The sequence below is a fragment of the Dyadobacter sp. CY261 genome, from assembly GCF_021440085.1.
Lineage (GTDB): Bacteria > Bacteroidota > Bacteroidia > Cytophagales > Spirosomataceae > Dyadobacter.
In genome coordinates, this window is the sequence record NZ_JAKCPW010000004.1 from 346256 (window position 1) to 366611 (window position 20356).

19 protein-coding genes are annotated in these 20356 nt (G+C 47.9%); 14 read left to right on the plus strand and 5 right to left on the minus strand.

Annotation, left to right across the window (positions count from 1 at the left end; all coding sequences use genetic code 11):
* The first annotated feature begins 222 nt into the window (after window positions 1-222).
* Window positions 223-3567: a preprotein translocase subunit SecA gene (gene secA / locus LZD49_RS14080; RefSeq protein ID WP_234668206.1), complete on the plus strand. Its 3345-nt coding sequence runs from the start codon at window positions 223-225 to the stop codon at window positions 3565-3567.
* A gap of 120 nt (window positions 3568-3687) precedes the next feature.
* The gene (locus LZD49_RS14085; protein WP_234668207.1) at window positions 3688-4347 is read left to right on the plus strand and encodes a phosphatidylserine decarboxylase family protein; all 660 of its coding nucleotides are present in this window, start codon (window positions 3688-3690) and stop codon (window positions 4345-4347) included.
* Here the strand turns inward: LZD49_RS14085 and LZD49_RS14090 are convergent.
* Window positions 4339-4956 (minus strand): rhomboid family intramembrane serine protease, encoded by a 618-nt coding sequence (locus LZD49_RS14090; protein ID WP_234668208.1) that lies wholly within the window; start codon window positions 4954-4956, stop codon window positions 4339-4341. The two genes, LZD49_RS14085 and LZD49_RS14090, sit on opposite strands and share 9 nt — an antisense overlap.
* A 25-nt stretch (window positions 4957-4981) precedes the next feature.
* Window positions 4982-5953 (minus strand): polyprenyl synthetase family protein, encoded by a 972-nt coding sequence (locus LZD49_RS14095; RefSeq protein ID WP_409021325.1) that lies wholly within the window; start codon window positions 5951-5953, stop codon window positions 4982-4984.
* Between the two features lie 154 nt (window positions 5954-6107).
* Here LZD49_RS14095 and LZD49_RS14100 point away from each other — a divergent pair, with 154 nt between their 5' ends.
* Window positions 6108-6938 (plus strand): aminotransferase class IV, encoded by an 831-nt coding sequence (locus LZD49_RS14100; protein ID WP_234668210.1) that lies wholly within the window; start codon window positions 6108-6110, stop codon window positions 6936-6938.
* Window positions 6939-7004: 66 nt separating this feature from the next.
* Here the strand turns inward: LZD49_RS14100 and LZD49_RS14105 are convergent, their stop codons facing one another.
* The 3 genes from LZD49_RS14105 to LZD49_RS14115 all read right to left on the minus strand — a co-directional run bounded on the left by LZD49_RS14105 (window position 7005) and on the right by LZD49_RS14115 (window position 9560).
* On the minus strand, window positions 7005-7862 hold the full coding sequence (locus LZD49_RS14105; protein WP_234668211.1) for a hypothetical protein: 858 nt from the start codon (window positions 7860-7862) through the stop codon (window positions 7005-7007).
* A gap of 140 nt (window positions 7863-8002) precedes the next feature.
* Window positions 8003-9025: a thiamine-phosphate kinase gene (thiL, locus tag LZD49_RS14110; protein WP_234668212.1), complete on the minus strand. Its 1023-nt coding sequence runs from the start codon at window positions 9023-9025 to the stop codon at window positions 8003-8005.
* Window positions 9026-9104: 79 nt separating this feature from the next.
* Entirely contained in the window at window positions 9105-9560 is a 456-nt protein-coding gene (locus LZD49_RS14115; protein ID WP_234668213.1) for a hypothetical protein, read from the minus strand.
* 140 nt (window positions 9561-9700) lie between these two features.
* Between LZD49_RS14115 and LZD49_RS14120 the strand changes: the two genes are divergently transcribed.
* From LZD49_RS14120 to LZD49_RS14170, 11 genes are all read left to right on the plus strand, one after another.
* On the plus strand, window positions 9701-9946 hold the full coding sequence (locus LZD49_RS14120; protein ID WP_234668214.1) for a cytochrome b5 domain-containing protein: 246 nt from the start codon (window positions 9701-9703) through the stop codon (window positions 9944-9946).
* A 25-nt stretch (window positions 9947-9971) separates the two neighbouring features.
* Window positions 9972-10841: an N-acetylglucosamine kinase gene (locus LZD49_RS14125; protein WP_234668215.1), complete on the plus strand. Its 870-nt coding sequence runs from the start codon at window positions 9972-9974 to the stop codon at window positions 10839-10841.
* A 104-nt stretch (window positions 10842-10945) separates the two neighbouring features.
* Window positions 10946-12196, plus strand: a complete 1251-nt coding sequence (locus tag LZD49_RS14130; RefSeq protein ID WP_234668216.1) for a sensor histidine kinase KdpD — start codon at window positions 10946-10948, stop codon at window positions 12194-12196.
* Entirely contained in the window at window positions 12196-12882 is a 687-nt protein-coding gene (locus tag LZD49_RS14135; RefSeq protein WP_234668217.1) for a response regulator transcription factor, read from the plus strand. The genes LZD49_RS14130 and LZD49_RS14135 overlap by 1 nt, the downstream gene beginning before the upstream one ends.
* A 92-nt stretch (window positions 12883-12974) precedes the next feature.
* A complete protein-coding gene (gene rpmB / locus LZD49_RS14140; protein WP_031528537.1) occupies window positions 12975-13214 on the plus strand; it encodes a 50S ribosomal protein L28 in 240 nt (79 codons plus the stop codon).
* A gap of 88 nt (window positions 13215-13302) precedes the next feature.
* A complete protein-coding gene (folK, locus tag LZD49_RS14145; protein WP_234668218.1) occupies window positions 13303-13794 on the plus strand; it encodes a 2-amino-4-hydroxy-6-hydroxymethyldihydropteridine diphosphokinase in 492 nt (163 codons plus the stop codon).
* A gap of 288 nt (window positions 13795-14082) precedes the next feature.
* A complete protein-coding gene (locus LZD49_RS14150; RefSeq protein ID WP_234668219.1) occupies window positions 14083-16446 on the plus strand; it encodes a TonB-dependent receptor in 2364 nt (787 codons plus the stop codon).
* Window positions 16447-16508: 62 nt separating this feature from the next.
* Window positions 16509-17420, plus strand: a complete 912-nt coding sequence (locus tag LZD49_RS14155) for a DUF4249 domain-containing protein (protein ID WP_234668220.1) — start codon at window positions 16509-16511, stop codon at window positions 17418-17420.
* 89 nt (window positions 17421-17509) lie between these two features.
* On the plus strand, window positions 17510-18628 hold the full coding sequence (locus LZD49_RS14160) for a P1 family peptidase (RefSeq protein ID WP_234668221.1): 1119 nt from the start codon (window positions 17510-17512) through the stop codon (window positions 18626-18628).
* 222 nt (window positions 18629-18850) lie between these two features.
* Entirely contained in the window at window positions 18851-19516 is a 666-nt protein-coding gene (locus tag LZD49_RS14165) for a response regulator transcription factor (RefSeq protein ID WP_234668222.1), read from the plus strand.
* Window positions 19517-19840: 324 nt separating this feature from the next.
* Complete coding sequence (locus LZD49_RS14170) at window positions 19841-20233, plus strand: hypothetical protein (protein ID WP_234668223.1); 393 nt, start codon at window positions 19841-19843, stop codon at window positions 20231-20233.
* Window positions 20234-20356 lie beyond the last annotated feature (123 nt).

Consider the following 20356-nt stretch of genomic DNA (forward strand, 5'->3'; position numbering starts at 1 on the left):
TTAAAAATCTATACAGACGGTCCAACCACGGTAGCACGGGTTATTTTTGGTGATCAAAAACATTAGATATGCATTAGGATTATGCCAGTTGTTGCGTAATACTATTGGCAATGAATTACCTTTGGGATTGTAAATGCAGGTTTTGCTGACAATCTGACACGCGATTATCAGCAGGCGCAATATTTTTTACGGAAAAATCGGTTAAAAAACATACAACACATCATGTTTAAAATATTTTCCAAGCTATTTGGTACGAAATCAGAACGGGATTTAAAAGAATTGACCCCGTACGTTGATAAAGTCAGTGCTGAATATACCCTCCTGACCTCCCTATCGAATGATGAGCTCCGGGCACAGTCCGCAAACCTGAAACAACATATTGCCGACCAACTTAAATCTGTCGACGAGCAAATCGCTGCATTAAAACAGCAGGCTGCCGACGAACCCAATGTAGATAGCAAGGAGGTGATTTTCAAGAGAATTGACGCCCTCGAACTGGAAAGAAATAAAGAGCTGGAAAAGGTGTTGCTCGATATTCTTCCGAAAGCATTCGCGATCGTCAAAGATACGGCCCGCCGTTTTACAGAAAATGATAGCCTGGAAGTAACTGCCAATTATTTTGACCGCGAAATCGCAACGAAAAAGTCACACGTGACAATTAGCGGCGACAAAGCGGTTTGGAATACTACCTGGGATGTGATCGGCCAGCCGATCAAATGGAACATGATCCATTACGATGTGCAGCTAATCGGTGGTGTGGTGCTGCACCAGGGTAAAATTTCGGAAATGGCAACGGGTGAAGGTAAGACCCTCGTAGCAACCCTTCCTTCGTTTTTGAATGCACTCGCAGGTCAGGGCGTGCACATCGTAACCGTAAACGACTATCTCGCGAAACGTGACGCCGAATGGAATGCCCCGCTTTTTGAGTTCCATGGACTAAGCGTCGACTGTATCGATCGTCATCAGCCAAATACCATTGCACGCCGCAATGCATATAAAGCAGATCTTACCTACGGAACCAACAATGAATTCGGGTTCGATTACCTGCGTGACAATATGTCACGGACGCCGGAAGAGCTCGTTCAGCGCAAACACCACTTCGCGATGGTGGATGAGGTTGACTCCGTTCTGATTGACGATGCGCGTACACCATTGATCATCAGCGGGCCTGTACCACGTGGCGACGAGCAAGAGTATCTAGAACTGAAACCGCGCGTTTCGAGGATCGTGGAAGCACAAAAGCGCCTCGCAATGGAATTCCTGAACGACGCCAAAAAGAAAATTGCCGCAGGTGACAAAAAAGAAGGCGGTCTGGCTTTGTTCCGTGCACACCGCGGTATGCCGAAATACAAACCGCTTATCAAGTACCTCAGCGAATCGGGGGTTAAAGCGATCATGCAGGAATCGGAATCGATTTATCTTGCAGAAAACCAAAAATTGATGCCGCAAGCCGATGCGCCGCTGTATTTTACCATCGACGAGCGCCACAACAGCATCGAACTCACCGAAAAAGGAATCGACTTCCTGACCGGCGAATCAGAAGAATCCAACTTCTTCATCCTCCCCGATATTGCGGTTGACCTCGATGCCATAGAAAAAGACGCCTCGCTCAACGAGCACGACCGTGTGATTCAGAAAGAGGCATTGATCCGCGACTATTCCGTAAAAACGGCACGTATCCACACTGTGAACCAGCTTTTGAAAGCATTTACGCTTTTCGAAAAAGACGTCGAGTACGTGATCATGGACGGAAAAGTGAAGATCGTTGATGAGCAGACTGGCCGTATCATGGACGGTCGCCGCTATTCCGACGGCTTGCACCAGGCGATCGAAGCCAAAGAAAGTGTGCGCGTGGAAGATGCGACGCAAACTTATGCGACGGTTACCCTGCAAAATTATTTCAGGATGTACCACAAACTGGCCGGTATGACCGGTACGGCGGAAACCGAAGCGGGAGAGTTCTGGGAAATCTACAAACTTGACGTCGTTTCAATCCCTACCAACAGAGGTATTGTTCGTAAAGACCAGGAAGATAAAGTTTACCGCTCGGTTCGCGAGAAATATAATGCCGTTACCGACGAGATCGTAGAATTAGTAGAAGCTGGAAGACCGGTACTCGTGGGAACAACTTCGGTCGAAAACTCCGAGATCATCAGCCGGATGCTTACGCTCCGCAAGATCCAACACCAGGTTTTGAATGCGAAACAACACCAGCGTGAAGCGGAAGTGGTTGCGGAAGCCGGTAAACCGGGAACTGTAACCATCGCTACCAACATGGCAGGTCGTGGTACCGATATTAAGCTGACCGCAGAGTCGAAATCAGCGGGCGGTCTGGCGATCATCGGTACGGAGCGTCACGAAAGCCGCCGTGTCGACAGGCAGTTGCGAGGTCGTTCAGGTCGCCAGGGTGACCCGGGTTCATCGCAATTCTTCGTTTCCCTGGAAGATAACCTGATGCGCCTCTTCGGTTCCGACCGTATGGCCAAGGTAATGGACCGCATGGGCCTCGAAGAAGGTGAAGTGATCCAGAGCGGGATGATCACGAAATCGATTGAAAGAGCGCAGAAAAAAGTCGAGGAAAATAACTTCGGTATGCGGAAACGCCTGCTCGAATATGATGATGTCATGAACTATCAGCGTGACGCGATCTACACTCGTCGTCGCAATGCATTGTTCGGAGATCGTCTGGCAGTGGATATTGCCAACACGTTGTACGATGTGTGCGATGAAATCGCAACTACCGCAGGAAGCTATGCTGAACTTGAGCTGGCTGCCATTACTACACTGGGAATGGAAGTACCTTTCAGCGAAAATGAATACGTAGCATTGAAACCTTCCGATCGCTCGCAAAAGCTATACGATGCCGCCGAGAAGCAATATCAGGAAAAAAACGATTCGATCTCAGGCAAAGCATTACCCGTGCTCCGCTCTATTCATGCGGAACGCGGCGCGGTGATTTCCGAGATCATGATTCCTTTTACCGACGGTATTCGTCAGGCCGGGGTGGTAGTAGGCTTGCAAAAAGCGATCGAGAGCGAGGGTAAGGACATCACCCGCGAAATGGAGAAAGCGATCGTGCTTTCGCTCATTGATCAGGAATGGAAAGAGCATTTGCGTGAAATGGATGATTTGAAACAATCCGTTCAGAATGCAGTATTCGAACAAAAAGACCCGTTGTTGATCTACAAATTCGAATCCGTTGAACTCTTCAAACGCTTCCTGAGCAAGGTGAATTTCGATATGATTTCATTCCTCATGAAAGCAGATATTCCGCAAGAAGAAGCGGCGCCACCAACCGCGGTTCCGCAGCAGGTTCGCCGTCCGGAGCCTGCGCCTGAGCTGCACACGAACCGTGAAGAAGATTTCGATGTGGAAACTGATATTTTCCACTCACAGGAGTCAACAACCAAAGCGCAACCTGTACGGACAATCAAAATCGCCGATCGCAACCAGAAGGTATCAGTTCAATACCGCGACGGACGTATTGTGCGTGACGTAAAGTTCAAGAAAGTGGAACATGAAGTTAAAAACGGCGATTGTGTGGTGATCGACGCACATGAGGCGTAGTCACTTATGACGTTACAGAAAAAGCCCTGACGCTATTGCCAGGGCTTTTTCATGACCGGAAAATCAGGATTTATGCGATATTTGCAATTCAGAGATTATCATTAACGAAAATAAACCTTCATGAAACTGCACAGAGAGGGATATGCTATCATGGCTATCACTGCCATCATATTGATCCTCATAAATTTAGGGATCAACTATCTCCTTCCCGATGGCTACTGGATCCCGCGCTTGGTGCTGATCGGCAGCATTATCGTTTTCTTCCTCGTGGTGCAGTTTTTCCGCGTTCCAACACGCATCGTCCACAAAAGCGACCGCGAAATTGTGGCGCCTTGTGACGGCAAAGTTGTGGTAATTGAAGAGGTGGTCGAAACCGAATATTTCAAAGGGCCACGCCGCCAGATCAGCATCTTCATGTCGCCATTGAATGTACACATTAACTGGAACCCTATCAGCGGGGTTATTCAATATTTCAAATACCATCCCGGCCTTTACCTGGTGGCCTGGCATCCGAAATCAAGTACTGAAAATGAGCGGACCACGGTCGTGATTCGCACGATCGAGGGCATAGATGTACTATTTCGCCAAATCGCGGGTGCCGCTGCGCGTCGTATCCGCTGGTATGTGAAGGAAGGCGATAAAGTGGAGCAAAGCACCGAAATGGGCTTTATCAAATTCGGGTCCAGAGTCGATATTTATGTTCCCCTGGACGCCGAAATCAAGGTTAATCTTCAAGACAAAACGGTGGGCAGCGTAACTGTGCTGGCGAAGCTAAAATAGCCAACCCAGGATTTGCTGAAAAAACATCGGCACTGAACTTGGATACACCACCGCCATAAACACCATCCCAAAAATTGCGCCGTACAAATGCGCGCTGTGGTTGACATAGCTGGTACCCCTTCTGGCCTCATAGAAAGAGTAGCCCAAAAACAGGATACCAAATATGAATCCGGGCATACGGATGAAGAAATATAGTGCAACTTCCATCAGCGGGGCATACAAAATCGCTGCAAAAAGGATGGCTGAGACCCCGCCTGATGCTCCCAGCGAATTGTATTGCGAGTTTTTCCTATGTTTCAGAAATGTAGGGATATCTGAAACAATAATGCCCACCAGATACAGGAACAGATAGTAGAATGTGCCGCTCGGGCCAAAGAGCATTGCGAAAAGCCGCTCGATACTTTCGCCCACAAACCACAAGCTCAGCATGTTGAAAATAAGGTGCCCAAAATCCGCATGAATGAAGCCGGACGTTATAAACCGGTAATACTCATTACGCTGCGTTACGCGATAAGGATTCAGGATCAACTTGTCCATCAAGCTGTAATTATTGAAGGCATAATAGCTGATACCAGAAGTTATAATGATCAGAATGAGGGTGATCGACATAGAATAGTTTATTGATTAAATAAAATTACTTTTCCCGCGCCACAAGCTGCTCCACAAACTGCAAGAGCACTTCTTTTTGAATACTATCCGAACGCAGTTGCCGTAAACTAGCTATTCCCCGCGAAAAATATTCATTTATTTTATGTTCGGTAAATGCGCGAATATCCAGCGCATTATAAATGGCGGTTACCGCATTCACTTTCTCTGTGTTATCAAACTTTTCGAGCGCGATCCAGCGATCCAGTTCAACTTTTAAATCACCTTCCACCTTCGACAATGCTTCGATGAGCAGAAATGTTTTTTTGTTGGCAATAATGTCACCCCCAACTTGCTTTCCAAACTTCGCGGGATCTCCGTAGACATCCAGCAGGTCGTCTTTGAGCTGGAAACCAATACCCATATTCTCGCCTGCTGCGTATAGCAATTTCACCGTTTCCTCGTCGGCTCCGGCAATCATCCCGCCCAGTTCCAGCGCAAAACCCAGCAGTACCGACGTTTTCAGGCGGATCATACCAATGTATTCTTCCTCCGTCACATCCCAGCGTGTCTCGAAGTTCATATCGAGCTGCTGTCCCTCACACACTTCCGCAGCCGTTTGATTAAACCGGCTCAAAACAGCCCGCAGGTTATCTTTTGGCACATCCAGCAACAGATCATAAGCCCTGATCAGCATCACGTCGCCCGAGAGAATGGCCGTGTTAGCATTCCATTTCTCGTGCACCGTAGGCATACCCCTGCGCAAAGGCGCGCGGTCCATGATGTCGTCATGCATGAGGGTAAAGTTATGAAACACTTCAACAGCCATTGCGGGCTTCAAGGCTTTCGTAATATCCGTATCAAAAATGGAAGTGGCAAGCAATGTCAGCAACGGTCGGAAGCGCTTTCCGCCGAGGGACATGATATATGTAATTGGCTCATAAAGTTCTACGGGAGCCTCTCCGTATGAATGCAGGTCAAATTCTGTCTGAAGTTTTTCAAGTAACAATGTGGAATCAATCATGTGAAGCGTAATGTTGACTGGCCCATGGCTGGCCCGGCGGGTTATATGAACTGCAAAGATAAAACCTAAAAATTGGCATTTACATTTACAAAAGCAGTATTTGCCCTGCCTTTATCAATAACTTTACCTCAATCAACAAATCCAGCTTTTCATGCCCTTTTACCAATATTTCAACGGTGAAATCGTTGCTGTCGACCAGCCGGTTTTTCAGACTAACGACCTTACTATCCTCCGCGGGTACGGCCTGTTCGACTATTTCAGGACTTACAATGGTGTGGCGTTCCGCTGGGACGACTACTGGCAGCGTTTCGAGAATTCGGCAAGGTTACTGAAACTGCCATTGCCAGTTACACAAGCAGAAACAGAAAAAATCCTGGCGGATTTGCATTCGATGTCGGGAGAAGCGGAAGTTGCATTTCGGTTCGTGCTCACGGGCGGTTACGCACCGGATAGTGTACATGTGATACAGCCCAATTTTCTGATCAGGACAGAGCCTTTGCCACAGGACAATCCAGCCGGTCGTTTGAAAGGCATCAAAGTGCTGCCTTATGAATATGTTCGCGATTTGCCGGAAATCAAGACGACCAATTATGTGCATATGGTGCTCATGGCCGACGAACTGAAACGCCAGAATGCAGCCGATCTGCTTTTTCACAAAGACGGGGAAGTGAGCGAACTGACGCGAAGCAACCTTTTCGCATTCCAGGGGGACAAACTCATTACCTCGGACCGGAATATCCTCAATGGCATTACGCGACGCGTGGTGATCGAGCTTGCCAAAGCGAATTTCGACGTGGAGATTCGCCCGGTTTCCTACAAAGAAATCATCACGGCCGATGAAGTTTTCACTACCAGCACCACCAAGTGGGTTATGCCGGTGGTACAAATCGGCGAACAGCCCGTGGGGAGCGGAACAGCCGGTAAGAGGACTTTGCAGTTGCAACATCAATTTGAAGAACTCGTGTCCCACTGGGGTAAATAACGACAAAAAAAGTGGCGATCCTCTTCGGAAAGCCACTTTTCAACTACACGTGTAATAAGCACTTATTTAGTTAGGCGCATTCGGTGATTCTTTGTTGACAATCGGCCAGATGCCTGGTTTCGGAACGCTTACACCCTTAGTAGCGCCTCTTCCGGTTCCGTCCTGACCAAAATAGTACAACGGCCAGCCTTTGTAGGTCAGCTGTTTTTTACCAAATACATCAATTGTACTGAATAATGTCTTGTCAACGGTCGAGGGCAGGGATTTCAGGTCGGCCGTGTAAATAGGCCAAGCAGCGTCATTTGAGAAATCGGCTTTTGTGAAATTGTTCTTGTTGTTTTTGTCGTTGGCAAACGCATACAAGGTTCTTCCCTTTCCGTCGGTGAAGAACTGGGTCTCCCCGGTTCCTTCGGTGTAATCCGATTTGTATGATTTACCATCATTGCCAACGAGTTGTCCGCTCGCAATCATAATGCTGTAATCGGTTTTGGCGGCGAACCAAACGGTACCTACGTTCTCCCCATTGGCATCTCCGGGAGCGGCGTCGTCCTTGTAATAGTAAAGCGGCCAGCCTTTGTAGGTTGTTTGCGGCTTGCCATCCGTCGTAATCGTGCCGAAATCGGCCTTGTCGAGCCCCGTATCGAGTTTGAGGGCCGTCAGGTCGCCCGCCGAATAGATCGGCCAGTTGGTCAGGCAGCCTCCCGAGCAAGCCGACGTACCGGAAGCGTCTTTCGAGAAGAAATAAAGTGTTTTGCCGTTTTTGTCAGTGAGGATTTTACCGCCCACTTTCGCATTGTCTTTCAATTGAACATCGTTGGTTGGTGTTGGTATAGGATCGGCGTCGTCATCGTCCGAGCAGGAAAGGCTGACGGCCATTAACAATCCTATTGCTACCAGCAATTTGGAAGTTGAAAAAATTTTCATCGGATTTAATTATGATTTGTTAGAGATGAATTGAATACGTCGCGATTACGACCAAAACATTCCGATGGTTGCGTGCCCCCGGCAAAACAAAAAGCATAACCGGGATGGCTATGCTTTGAAATATCCGATGGAAAAATAGGTTATGCGTTCCAGCCCTGGGCTGTAAGTGGTATCCTGGTATCGCCTTTGGTATGGAGCTCCACCTCCCCTTGTTTATCAGTAATGTAACCAACGAAAGTAATCTTGGGGTTATCCTTGATTAGCTCGTAGGCCGACTGTGAAACGGTGAAAAGCAATTCATAATCCTCTCCTCCGTTTAGTGCCGCCGTAGCTGCGGCTATATTCAGTTCAGATGCTGCCAGGAATGTCTGGTCATCAATCGGCAGGCGCTCTTCAAAGACTACTGCGCCAACACCCGACTGCGCGCATATATGCAGGAGATCTGATGCCAAGCCATCCGAAAGGTCGATCATCGATGTGGGAACCACGCCCGCTTCTTCAAGCTCATACACTACATCCATTCGTGCCTCGGGCCGCAATTGGCGCTGTATCACGTAATCTTTTCCTTCCAATTCCGGCTGCATATTCGGATTGGCCAGAAAAACTTGCTTTTCTCGTTCCAGCAGCTGCAAACCCAGGTAAGCACCACCGAGGTCGCCGGTCACACAAAGCAGGTCATTAGGTTTTGCCGTGTTCCGGTAAGCGATTTTTTCCTTTTTTACTTTTCCAAAAACACTTACTGAAACGATCAGGCCAGAACGTGAAGAAGTGGTGTCGCCACCCACCAGATCTACATTGAAATCTTTGCAGGCCACCTTCATGCCTTCATAAAGCTCATCCACAGCTTCTACCGAAAAGCGGTTGCTCAACGCGATATTTACTGTAACCTGGCGGGGAATGCCATTCATCGCCGCAATGTCGGCGACGCCGGTGGAAATGAACTTATAACCTAAATGTTTGAGCGGGAAAAATGTAAGATCGAAATGGATTCCCTCGAGAAACATATCGGTAGTTAGCAACCCATATTCCCCGCCCATATCGATCACCGCTGCATCATCGCCAATGCCTCGCACCGTGTCGGGCAAAACGGTTTTAATCCCTTTATTTATCCTTTGAATCAGCCCGAATTCACCCAGGCTGCTTATTTCAGTTCTTGTTTCCATTTCGCAAAATTAGACAAAAAAGCGAAGCCATTCCCGCATTGAGAATGGCTTCGCCCTGATATATAAGATCGACTTCCGCTTACGGGTTAGTCAATGTGTATTCGTTAATTGTACCACCGGTTTTGGGACTTGCTTTCAGGCGTGTAAGAACAACTTTGGAATCTTCCAATCCTGAAATCGTAAATTCCAAAGTACCTCCCGAACCGGTTGGCTGGGGTGTCAGGTCTTTCAGGATAAGCTTCGTATCACCTTCCAGGTCCCACGTACCCGTAAAAGTTTTGGCATCGACATCCGTCAGGCTTACGGTTTTAGTACCGTTACTATTGGTGAGCGTCAAACGGAAACCGGAATAGGCCGCCTCGATATTACCAGAACCGCCTCGGGTATAAACTACCGTAGCGCCATGCTTAACAGATTCTGCCGTCCAGGCCTTTGCGATCCTTTCAGAAACGGGTTTCACTTTATCTTTGCAACCCACCGTAATCAATCCCAGGACGACGATTGAACACCATAGAAGAGCGTAATTTTTTCTCATATTTTATTTTTCGTGAATCTCTATTTTAAAACGCCAAGTTCTTACATTTTAGTCTTATAATCAAAATATTCATTGCAGATCGGCCCTTAATTTTCCAACGGAATACCCTTATCGTTAAATTGCCGAGAAAAAACCTAAAAATGAAAGTATATACCAGGGCACAACTGGCGCTTCGGAATGGACAGGACAGGGAGGAAATCTGGTGTGCCTATCAGGGAATGATCTACGATATGACCTCATCACGTCTTTGGCGTAATGGCCACCACTACGAGCACTGGGCAGGCCAGGACCTTACCAAGGAGCTGGGCGATGCCCCGCATACTGAACGTGTTTTTGAGCGCTTCAACATCATCGGCAAACTGCAATTGCCCGAACAATCGAATTGACGAACCAAGGCCGAAAATTTTTCCAATGTCTTCCAGATATATCCTGATCGCCGACAGCGGCTCCACCAAAACAGACTGGGTTACGATCGACGATCAATCAGGTAACCAGCAAGTTCTACAGTCTGCCGGCATTAACCCCTTCTATCAAACTGCCGAAGAAATCATCCCGGTTTTACAAAATCAGGTGCTTCCAGAAATAGCAGGCGATATTCACGAAATACATTTTTACGGCGCGGGCTGTGCCGATGAAAAATCGAGCATGCCGGTTACCAATGCATTAAAGCACTGCTTCCAGTCTGCGACCGCTGTGGAAGTCGCCTCAGATATGCTCGGGGCCGCACGCGGGCTATGCGGGCACGAACCTGGGCTTGCATGCATATTAGGTACAGGAGCCAACAATGCATTCTTCGACGGTCAGCGCATCACGCATTCTATCGGTTCACTGGGTTTCTGGCTGGGGGACGAAGGGGGCGGTTCTTATCTGGGAAAAACACTCGTCGTACATTATCTGCAAAACGAGCTGCCACAGGACCTCCACGAAATTTTTATCAAAGAGTATCCCGGTCTCGACCGCCTCACTGTGCTGGATCATGCTTACAAAAAACCTTACCCTAACCGGTATTTCGCCTCTTTTTCGGAATTCATTGCTGAGCACCGGTCGCATGGTTTTATGCAGGAACTTCTTAAGAATGCATTTGGCCTTTTTGTAAAAAAATACATTTTGAAACACCATAATGCGGAGAAATACCCCGTGCATTTTACCGGTTCCATTGCCTATTATTATCAGGATGTTCTCCTTGGCGTACTCGAAAGTGAGGGATTACAATCAGGCCGCATTTTGAAATCACCGCTGGAAGGACTGGTCGTCTACCACCTGGCCGATTTAAAAGCTTAAAAGTTAATGAAATGTTAAACACGGCCTTGACCGTCATGTATCTGCCCGCACGGCTGTTTAATTGGGCGAATGACCTTATCTTTAATGGTCATATCGATTAAGTTATGTCAAGACGCACCATTCAGTCCCTTACGGTTTTTTCAGCACTGCTCATTATAGGCGTGGTTATCACGCAGATTTATTGGGTAAAGCAGGCGCTTGACCTGCGGCATCGGCAGTTTAATCAGAATGCACACGTTGCCTTGCAGGATGTGGCCGGAAAACTGGCGTCTGTATGCGGTGTAATGCAAACCACGAATCCCGTAGAACAACTTTCGCCGGAATATTTCCTTGTCAATACCAATGCGACCACACAGCCCGAAATGCTGGAACATTTTATCAAGGACAGTTTCCAGAAACATAACCTGATCACAAATTTTGAGATCGGCATTTACGATTGTACCACCAACCGGATGCGCTACGGAATGTCGCTGAGCACTAAAAATAACGACAAGGTTCCGACCAAAACCACCAACTGGATCAAAACCGACAAATACCCTTATTACTTCGGCGTTCGTTTTCCCGAGCAGGAAACTTATTTTGCCGGCAGCATTAGCGGTGCTATCTGGTCATCGGCACTGGTGTTGGTAGCGGTCTCGTTCTTCGCGTATGCGTTATTTGTGATTCTGCGGCAAAAACAGCTTTCGGAAGTGCAGCGCGATTTTGTCAATAATATGACCCACGAATTGCAAACACCGATCTCGACTATCCGCATTGCCGCCGATGTGCTCAACTCGGACAATATTGTTACACAGCCCACGCGGCATAAGCGTTACGTGCAGATTGTACAGGACGAAATTCTTCGCCTGCAGGGCCAGGTGGAAATGGTACTGTCCATGGCCAAGGCCGAACGCAACGCATTGACATTACACAAAGAGCGGCTCGATGCCCGGGAAATGATCGAAAGCATTCTCTTGCCCTATGAAAACAAGGTCAGGTTTCACGCCAATGCGGGCGGTCATGAGATCGACGCCGACCCGTTCCATCTCCGCTGCCTGATCAGCAACCTGGTCGATAATGCGCTCAAATATTCGGATGATGTGCCGGATGTGGTCGTGGAAACATACAATAAGGGGGAAAACCTCGTTATAGCTGTCCGCGACCAGGGTATAGGCATCGCACCCGAATACCAAAAGAAAGTTTTCAACCAGTTTTTCCGCATTCCGTACGGCGATGTGCATAATGTGAAAGGCTTTGGAATCGGGCTGAGCTATGTCAAGCAGATCGTTCGCGCCCACCACTGGCACCTCGGACTGGAAAGCGCCCTGGGCAAAGGCAGTACTTTCAAAATCACTATTCCGCAGAAACACGCTTGATGAAAAAGAGAATCCTGTACGTCGAAGACGATCCTAACCTTGCATTTGCCACAAAAGACAATCTCGAAGAATACGATTACGAAGTAGTGCACGCTACGGATGGTGCCGAAGCGCTCGATTTTTTCGGCAGAGAGCATTTCGACATTTGTGTACTCGACATTATGCTGCCCAAAATGGACGGTTTCACATTAGCCGAAAAGATCCGCAGTTCCGACAGCCAGGTGCCTATTCTCTTTCTTTCTGCACGATCTATGCAGGAAGACAAAATCAAGGGCCTCAAACTCGGTGCGGACGATTACATTACCAAGCCATTCAGTATTGAAGAACTTAAACTGCGGATAGATGTTTTCCTCCGCCGTAGCAAAGCGGATTCCACACTCGTTGTAAAGCCCGGCAATAAGCAAATCGGAAAATATTTGTTTGATTTTCAAAAACTGACATTAACTCTGGAAGGCAAATCGCAAAGCCTCACTTTCCGGGAAGCGGAAGTCTTGAAATTCATGGCCGAACGCACCGACCAGGTAATCCGTCGCGACGAACTTTTAAAAGCGATATGGGGCGACGATGACTATTTTATGGGAAGAAGCCTTGATGTATTCATTTCCCGCCTACGCAAATATCTATCGGGCGATCCCGACATCCGTATCGATAATGTGCACGGCGTAGGCTTCAGAATGAGGTGGTAAAATGCATTTTTTTGAAAATTTATTTTACCGTTACTTGCTCAAAAAAAATTAATTACGCATCTTTGCACCCTCATTTGGAAAAATTGTAAGTCATGGCTAAGGTTTGTCAAATAACAGGTAAAAGAACTCGCGTCGGAAACAACGTTTCTCACGCTAATAATAAAACGAAACGTAAATTCTTCCCGAATTTGCAAAAGAAACGTTTCTTCCTTCCTTCATCAGGAGAGTGGGTTACATTGAAGGTAGCAACTTCTGCCCTTCGTACCATCAACAAAAATGGTATCGAAGCAACTATACAAAAAGCATACGACAAAGGAACGCTTACGTTCTAAAAGGATTTACGAATTTATTGGAAAAGGACTTTCCTCCGATCGGGAAGTCCTTTTTTTCGTGGATTAATATCCCAAAACGGAATCTGGTATGGCAATAACCGATCGCGTCTATCTATTACTTGGCTCCAACCTGGGCGATCGTTTTCAGGTGCTCGAAGCAGCGCGTGAGGCTATTGCCCAAGAAGCCGGAAACATCAATTCACAATCCGCGATTTACGAAACCGAGCCCTGGGGAATTACCGATCAGCCAGCCTTCCTGAACCAGGTTCTCGAGATCTCCACTTCCCTCCTGCCTGAGGATTTGCTCAGGATCAGTCTCAATATAGAACACCAACTGGGCCGCGTGCGTTACGAGCGCTGGGGCGCACGGGTGATCGACATCGATATGCTGTATTTCGGGCAAACCATAATGGACAGCCCGCGTCTTACATTACCTCATCCACGCATTCAGGACCGCCGTTTTGTACTGGCACCCCTAGCCGAAATTGCGTCCGGTTTCATTCACCCTCTCCTGCAAAAAACTTCCGCGCAACTTCTGGAAGATTGCCCCGATACGTCTGCCGTATCAAAAATATCCTGAAAAAATACTATTGGCGTATTTGACGCTTCACTTTGTAGAGTTGGCCATTTATTCAGGTTTTTTACCAGTTCATCATTTTTTGCTGTCATTTTAAACTGATTAACACGTGCTTTGTTGGCCTTTGTAACCATTGCTGAAATATTTTTTTCAAATATGCAGAGGGTATATCCACACTGAGTTGTCTCGGAGAAAAGGAAAAATTCAATTTGATCGTCTACTTTAAAAACGGCCATTTTACTTTTTGCGAGCCACAGAATAAACCAGTTTATAGTAACTACCATAAAGTCCATGAAAAACAAAGTACTCAAATGCCTTCTATTAGCCTTGATTAGTCTGCCGGCCCTCGCACAGAACCGGCACTCGGTGAGCGGTTACGTGAAAGACAATTCGAATGGTGAAGGGCTCATCGGTGTCTCCGTTTATGTGCGTGAGGCCGAGACAGGCGTAGTCACCAACCCGTATGGCTTTTACTCGCTCACGCTTCCCGACGGGAAGTACACACTCGTATTTACCTACATCGGTTACCAGAAAGCGACCCGCGAAGTAGTGCTGGATGGTGACAAGACCGTCAGCATCGAAATGTCCGACGAAAGCAACCAGCTCTCGGAAGTGACGATTTCTACCCAGAAAGAAGACGAAAACGTCCGCAGCATCGAAATGTCGGTGAACAAGGTGGAAATGAAAACCATCCGCAAAATGCCTGCATTGCTCGGCGAAGTAGACCTGATCCGCAGCATTCAGCTGCTTCCCGGTGTGACAACAGTTGGAGAAGGTGCTTCGGGTTTCAATGTACGTGGTGGCGATGTTTCCCAAAACCTGGTTTTGCTCGATGAGGCACCGGTTTATAACTCGTCTCACCTTTTCGGTTTTTTCTCGGTGTTCAACCCGGACGCGGTTAAGGATGTGAAATTGATCAAAGGCGGTATTCCCGCGCAGTACGGCGGCCGTATCTCCTCGATCCTTGATGTGCGTATGAAAGAAGGCAATGCCAAGAAACGTGAAATCAACGGCGGTATCGGTTCGATATTCTCACGTTTGACTTATGAACAGCCTTTTGCAAAAGGTAAAGGGTCATTTATCGTGGCAGGCCGCAGATCCTACATCGATATTTTGGCGAAACCATTTTTGAATTCTGATTTGAAGGATTCGAAATTCTATTTCTACGATCTGACGGCTAAGGTTAACTATCAATTGGGTAACAAGGATACATTTTACGCATCAGGCTATTTCGGAAAAGATGTTTTCGGTGGTGGCGATTTCGGCTTCGGATGGGGGAACAAAACCGCCACGGCCCGCTGGAACCACATTTTCTCCAACAAGCTTTTCATGAACCTGACGGGATATTACAGCAACTATGACTATAATTTGGGCCAAAATCAGAACAAGCCTGATGCAAAAGACAAGTTCGACTGGAAATCCAAGATCATTAGCTCCAGCATTAAACCTGATTTTACATTCTACATTACGCCGAACAACCAGCTGACGTTCGGAGGCCAGTATATTTATTATGATACCCGCCCTGGCAAAGCCACTGCTGTTTCGGAAGGCGAGCTTACCGACATTAGCCTTGAGCCACGTTATGCCGACGAATCCGCATTATACGTTGGTAATGAACTGAAATTCGGCGATCGTCTTTCATTGCAATATGGTGTACGCTATTCCTACTTCCGCAGTCTCGGCCCCGCGACAGAGTATGAATATGCCGAAACCGAGAAAGGCGCCCGGAAACAGCCAATCTTTCCCGGTACCACCTACGAAAGAGGCGACGTCATTAAAAGCTACGGTAACCTGGAACCACGCGCGGCGTTGAATATTGGGATTACAAATAATGCATCCATTAAGGCCAGCTATAACCGCACTTCGCAATATTTGCATTTGCTTTCAAACACGGCAGCCAGTTCGCCGCTCGACGTTTGGACATTGAGCGGGTTAAACATCAAGCCTGAAAAGGCCGACCAGGTTGCATTAGGCTGGTTCCAGAACTTCAATGACAATACCTACGAAGCATCGGTGGAGCTGTATTATAAAAAAATGTATAACCAGATCGACTACGTACCGGCTTCTGACCTGCTTCTGAATGAATATGCCGCCGGCGACCTGCTGTTTGGCAAAGGCCGCGCTTACGGAGCGGAGTTTTATCTAAAGAAAAATAAAGGGAGACTGACCGGCTGGGTAAGTTACACGCTGTCGAGAACAGAACGTCTGGTGGAATCCATCAACAACGACGACTGGTTCCCGGCCCGTTTCGATAAACCGCATAATATTACCGCGGTTGCAATCTATGAACTCACCAAACGGCTCTCCCTTTCATCCAACTTCACGATCCAGAGCGGAACGCCAGCCACATTCCCGACCAACCGATATACCGTCGGCGGCATCGTGATCGGCAACAATTACAATGGTCTGCGGAATAATAGCCGCATTCCCGCCTACCACCGCCTGGACTTGGCTGCGACTTTAAAAGCTAAGAGAAAGCTGTTTAAAGTAGGTGAAGGCGAATGGGTATTCTCGGTTTACAACGTGTACAACCGCCGCAACCCATTCTCGGTTTATACGCGGATTAATGAAGATAACCCGCTGAAAGCAGAGGCTGTACGCTATTCGGTGATCGGGAATTTTATTCCTTCCATCACCTATAACTTCAAATTCTGACACCATCCACGGAAATCATTGTTCCGCCTGAAACAACAGTAATGATGAAAAATCTTAACATTTTGAAATACATCCAAATTCCCGCATTGTTCGTACTGGCGCTCATGACGCTCACGAGTTGCGAGGACGTGATCGATCTTAACACGGGTGCCGGCCCTTCCCAACTCGTGGTTGACGGCTGGCTCACCAACGAGCCCGGCCAGCAAACTATCAGACTATCGTGGACGTCACCCTATTTCGATAACAGCGCTCCCAAGCCAGTAACCGGTGCAGAAGTGACCGTTACCGATGATCAGGGCAAAGTTTACAAATTCGAAGATACCGACAGCGACGGTGCATACACCTGGGGCAAAACCAATGCCGATACGTTTGGACACATAGGCCGCACCTATTCGCTGAAAGTTGTGAATGGGGCCGACATATTCACCGCCAAATCCGAACTGAAGCGTGTTCCTACTGTCGACTCGGTAGTTTATCGGCACGAAAAATGGCCTTTTGAGCCAGATAAAGGTCCCCGTGAAGGATTTGTAGCGTCATTCTACGCCCGCGATATCGAAGGTGAGGGTGATACTTACTGGATTAAACCGATAATCCGTGGCAAGCCGGTGGTAGACAAGGCGGTTAATATCTCCATTGCCTATGACGCAGCATTCGGTGCGGGAGCGCCATCCGACGGACTGATATTCATTTTACCATTGCGAGAATCCATCACGACCGATTCCTTGTATTCGGCCGGAGCAGAAATAGGGGTAGAGTTGCATAGTATTACTTACGAGGCATTTGAATTCCTTAAACAGGTAAGCGAGCAGGCAGCGAATGGCGGCTTATTTGCGACGCCGATCGCCAATGTAAGGTCCAATGTGGTTAATGCAAATCCCAATGGCCCCAAAGCACTCGGTTTCTTCTCCGCATCGGCGGTGAGCCGCAAAGAAACGGTGATCGATCCTGAAAAGGCCCGTCCCGACAACGATTAAGATTACACTTCAACAGCGAATGTATCCACTGACGAGCTCCGGTTCGCAGTGGATTTTTTGTTATATTTCAATCTGAATCGAACTGACCTATGAAGAACCTCCTTACACTTTTGCTCCTGTTGCCGCTCACCCTTACCGCCCAGAAACGCCCACGCGATTTGGGTATCAAAATCGGCGTACTGCCCACCGGCACATTGAATGCGATCACGGATGTGGCGGGGGTGAAAGTGGGGCAGGTAACACTTACAGAAGGTGCGGACGTGCGCACGGGAGTAACAGCCATTCTTCCACACGACGGCAATATCTTTCAGCAAAAAGTACAGGCAGCCATGTACATTGGTAATGGTTTTGGCAAAATGACGGGCTATTCGCAAGTGGAAGAACTCGGCACGATCGAATCGCCCATTGTGCTCACCAACACGTTGAGCGTGCCCACCGCCGCCGACGCAGTAATCGACTGGACGCTCTCGATGAAAGGCAACGAAAATGTAAGGTCGGTGAACCCGGTTGTCGGCGAAACTAACGACGGCTTCCTCAACGACATCCGTGGCCGATACGTCCGAAAAGACCATGTCATGAACGCATTGGCGCAGGCCGAAAGCGGACCCGTCGCCGAAGGTAATGTTGGTGCAGGTAATGGAACGGTTTGTTTCGGATGGAAAGGTGGCATAGGTACAGCATCACGAAAGCTGCCTGGAAAGTTAGGTAACTACACCGTGGGCGTTCTCGTCCAAACCAATTTTGGCGGGGTGTTAAAGGTTAACGGCGTCCCAGTTGGCCAGGAACTGGGCAAATATGCCTTCAAGGAGTCACTAGACAAGTCATCGGACGGCTCCTGCATGATGATCCTCGCGACCGATGCCCCCCTCGACGCACGCAATTTGAAAAGGCTCGCCAAAAGAGTCATGCTCGGCATGGCACAAACGGGCGGTATAGCAGCCAATGGGAGCGGCGATTACGTGATCGCATTCTCGACGGCCAACAAAGTCTTACACGAAACGGCCGAACCTATTTTTAGCTCGGCCTTTCTGCACAACGACTACGTTTCACCACTCTTCATGGCGGCCATAGAGGCCACTGAGGAGGCCATCATCAATTCGCTATTTATGGCTAAAACTTCCGAGGGCACCCAAGGACATCATGTGGAGGAGCTACCAAAAGAAAAAGTACTGGAAATCATGCGCAAGTATGGCCGGATCAAGGAGTAACCTGCGAAATGCTTCAACGTATAATATGAACAGTCACTAAAAACCCTCATAATTAAGCCCAATGCAAACAATTAGCTGGGATTTTACCTACAAAAGCTAATTCCAACCTGTTACGAAACCAGGTAGTCTTACCCGGCTTTTCCTGTACTTTCCCGTATTGACCGGATGTGTCTCCAAAGCCTAAATTTGTGTGTAAATTCTAATACTCAACTCCGAAAAAGTATGGAACATTCTATTGCACGCGCGTGGCTCGTTCATCCTCATCCCTTAGAATGCGAGGCGGTTGCAGAATGGCTAAAGAGGAGGTCTCACATTGAGCTGGTTGGCAAGTGCGGCAATTTGGAACAAATCACGCGGTTACCCCAACTTAAAGATATTGATATCGTTGTAGTATTCGCCCATCATGCCGAGAAGACGGCTGACCAGATTTTAAAGATCCGAAAACTATACCCCAAATTAAAATTCTTGCTGCTTGCACCGAGCCCGTCGACTGATTCCGTCCGCGAAGTTGTGCGTTCCGGCGTGAGTGGCTACATCATTTTCGAAGCCGAGCTCGATGAATGGGAACGTGCAGTAAGGGCCGTATCGGATGGAAAAGTGTATTACGGACAGGAAATAATGCTCAAACTGGCCGAGTCGTCGACAGATAGATACGCCGAAGATCCCGTACCTTCCAGCTGCAATTCTTTAAGTAAAAGAGAAGTGGAGGTGCTTCGGCTCGTAGCAAGTGAATACTCCACGAACAAGATTGCGAGCGAATTATGTATCAGCGATAAAACCGTCGAAACCCACCGCCGGAACCTATTTCAGAAACTGGGTGTCCGAAACTCAGTTGGCCTTACCAAAATAGCCGTTCGTATGGGTGTAGTGCAGGTTTCTGAATTATAACAACAGCTTCATCCGCACTGGCAGCGCGGACTTCCGGGAAATAGGAAAACTGAACCGTATCCCGAAGCTTATTCGATTCACGAACATCGCAGACGCTTAAAGAGCCACTCGTACGGTCGGCAAATAGCCGCATCTCTATTTAGCCATTGTCCGTTTATTAATTCTCATTTGCTAAAACACAAGCCAAAGTACCTATTTTGGATGCAAAATCTGCAAAACACAAGATATTAACGGAATCGTAACATATATTCCAGTGAAATTTATCTTGCGATTCTGGTTTTTTACAATCAAATTTGCGGTTTCATTGAAATCTCAAATAGGAAGGTGAAAACCGAACGCGTAATTAACCAGGCCATCAGCTTAATGCTAGCCGTCATGCTATTGATGGTGGCAGGCGCGCGGTCATGGTCGGATCACGCGGAACTGGGGCATTTCCATGGCGCTAAAACGGAAGCTGCGGCCAAAGGGCTGGCCAAGCATTCGGACGCTCAGTCCGGCCAGGCAGAACAGCCGGAAGTAAGTGCCCTTAGCCTCGATGCGGTCATTACGCCCGCCATTTCCTTCGACTTCTACCAATATCTATATTTTGTACCGCAACCCATCTGGCACTTTGTTGCCAAACGATTTGTTGCGCGCATTTCGTTCATCGAGCCAGTGTTCCTGGTATCCTATTTCCAGCGAATTTTCGGCCGCTTTGTGGTCACCAACGCCCCCTAACGTACTTCGGCATGCGCAATACGTCCATACGGATGGTCGTGCATAAGTTTCGATGCCTGTGCCGTTTCCAATCCCGGTCGGGCTGTTCCCAGTTATATTTCAAGCATTTCAATTAAATTTCTC

Excerpts from the sequence above, each read along its gene's own strand:
- secA (WP_234668206.1), top strand. The coding sequence starts at position 223 with ATGTTTAAAATATTTTCCAAGCTATTTGGTACGAAATCAGAACGGGAT.
- LZD49_RS14085 (WP_234668207.1), top strand. The coding sequence starts at position 3,688 with ATGAAACTGCACAGAGAGGGATATGCTATCATGGCTATCACTGCCATC.
- LZD49_RS14090 (WP_234668208.1), bottom strand. The coding sequence starts at position 4,956 with ATGTCGATCACCCTCATTCTGATCATTATAACTTCTGGTATCAGCTAT.
- LZD49_RS14100 (WP_234668210.1), top strand. The coding sequence starts at position 6,108 with ATGCCCTTTTACCAATATTTCAACGGTGAAATCGTTGCTGTCGACCAG.
- LZD49_RS14105 (WP_234668211.1), bottom strand. The coding sequence starts at position 7,862 with ATGAAAATTTTTTCAACTTCCAAATTGCTGGTAGCAATAGGATTGTTA.
- thiL (WP_234668212.1), bottom strand. The coding sequence starts at position 9,025 with ATGGAAACAAGAACTGAAATAAGCAGCCTGGGTGAATTCGGGCTGATT.
- LZD49_RS14115 (WP_234668213.1), bottom strand. The coding sequence starts at position 9,560 with ATGAGAAAAAATTACGCTCTTCTATGGTGTTCAATCGTCGTCCTGGGA.
- LZD49_RS14120 (WP_234668214.1), top strand. The coding sequence starts at position 9,701 with ATGAAAGTATATACCAGGGCACAACTGGCGCTTCGGAATGGACAGGAC.
- LZD49_RS14125 (WP_234668215.1), top strand. The coding sequence starts at position 9,972 with ATGTCTTCCAGATATATCCTGATCGCCGACAGCGGCTCCACCAAAACA.
- LZD49_RS14130 (WP_234668216.1), top strand. The coding sequence starts at position 10,946 with ATGTCAAGACGCACCATTCAGTCCCTTACGGTTTTTTCAGCACTGCTC.
- LZD49_RS14135 (WP_234668217.1), top strand. The coding sequence starts at position 12,196 with ATGAAAAAGAGAATCCTGTACGTCGAAGACGATCCTAACCTTGCATTT.
- rpmB (WP_031528537.1), top strand. The coding sequence starts at position 12,975 with ATGGCTAAGGTTTGTCAAATAACAGGTAAAAGAACTCGCGTCGGAAAC.
- folK (WP_234668218.1), top strand. The coding sequence starts at position 13,303 with ATGGCAATAACCGATCGCGTCTATCTATTACTTGGCTCCAACCTGGGC.
- LZD49_RS14150 (WP_234668219.1), top strand. The coding sequence starts at position 14,083 with ATGAAAAACAAAGTACTCAAATGCCTTCTATTAGCCTTGATTAGTCTG.
- LZD49_RS14160 (WP_234668221.1), top strand. The coding sequence starts at position 17,510 with ATGAAGAACCTCCTTACACTTTTGCTCCTGTTGCCGCTCACCCTTACC.
- LZD49_RS14165 (WP_234668222.1), top strand. The coding sequence starts at position 18,851 with ATGGAACATTCTATTGCACGCGCGTGGCTCGTTCATCCTCATCCCTTA.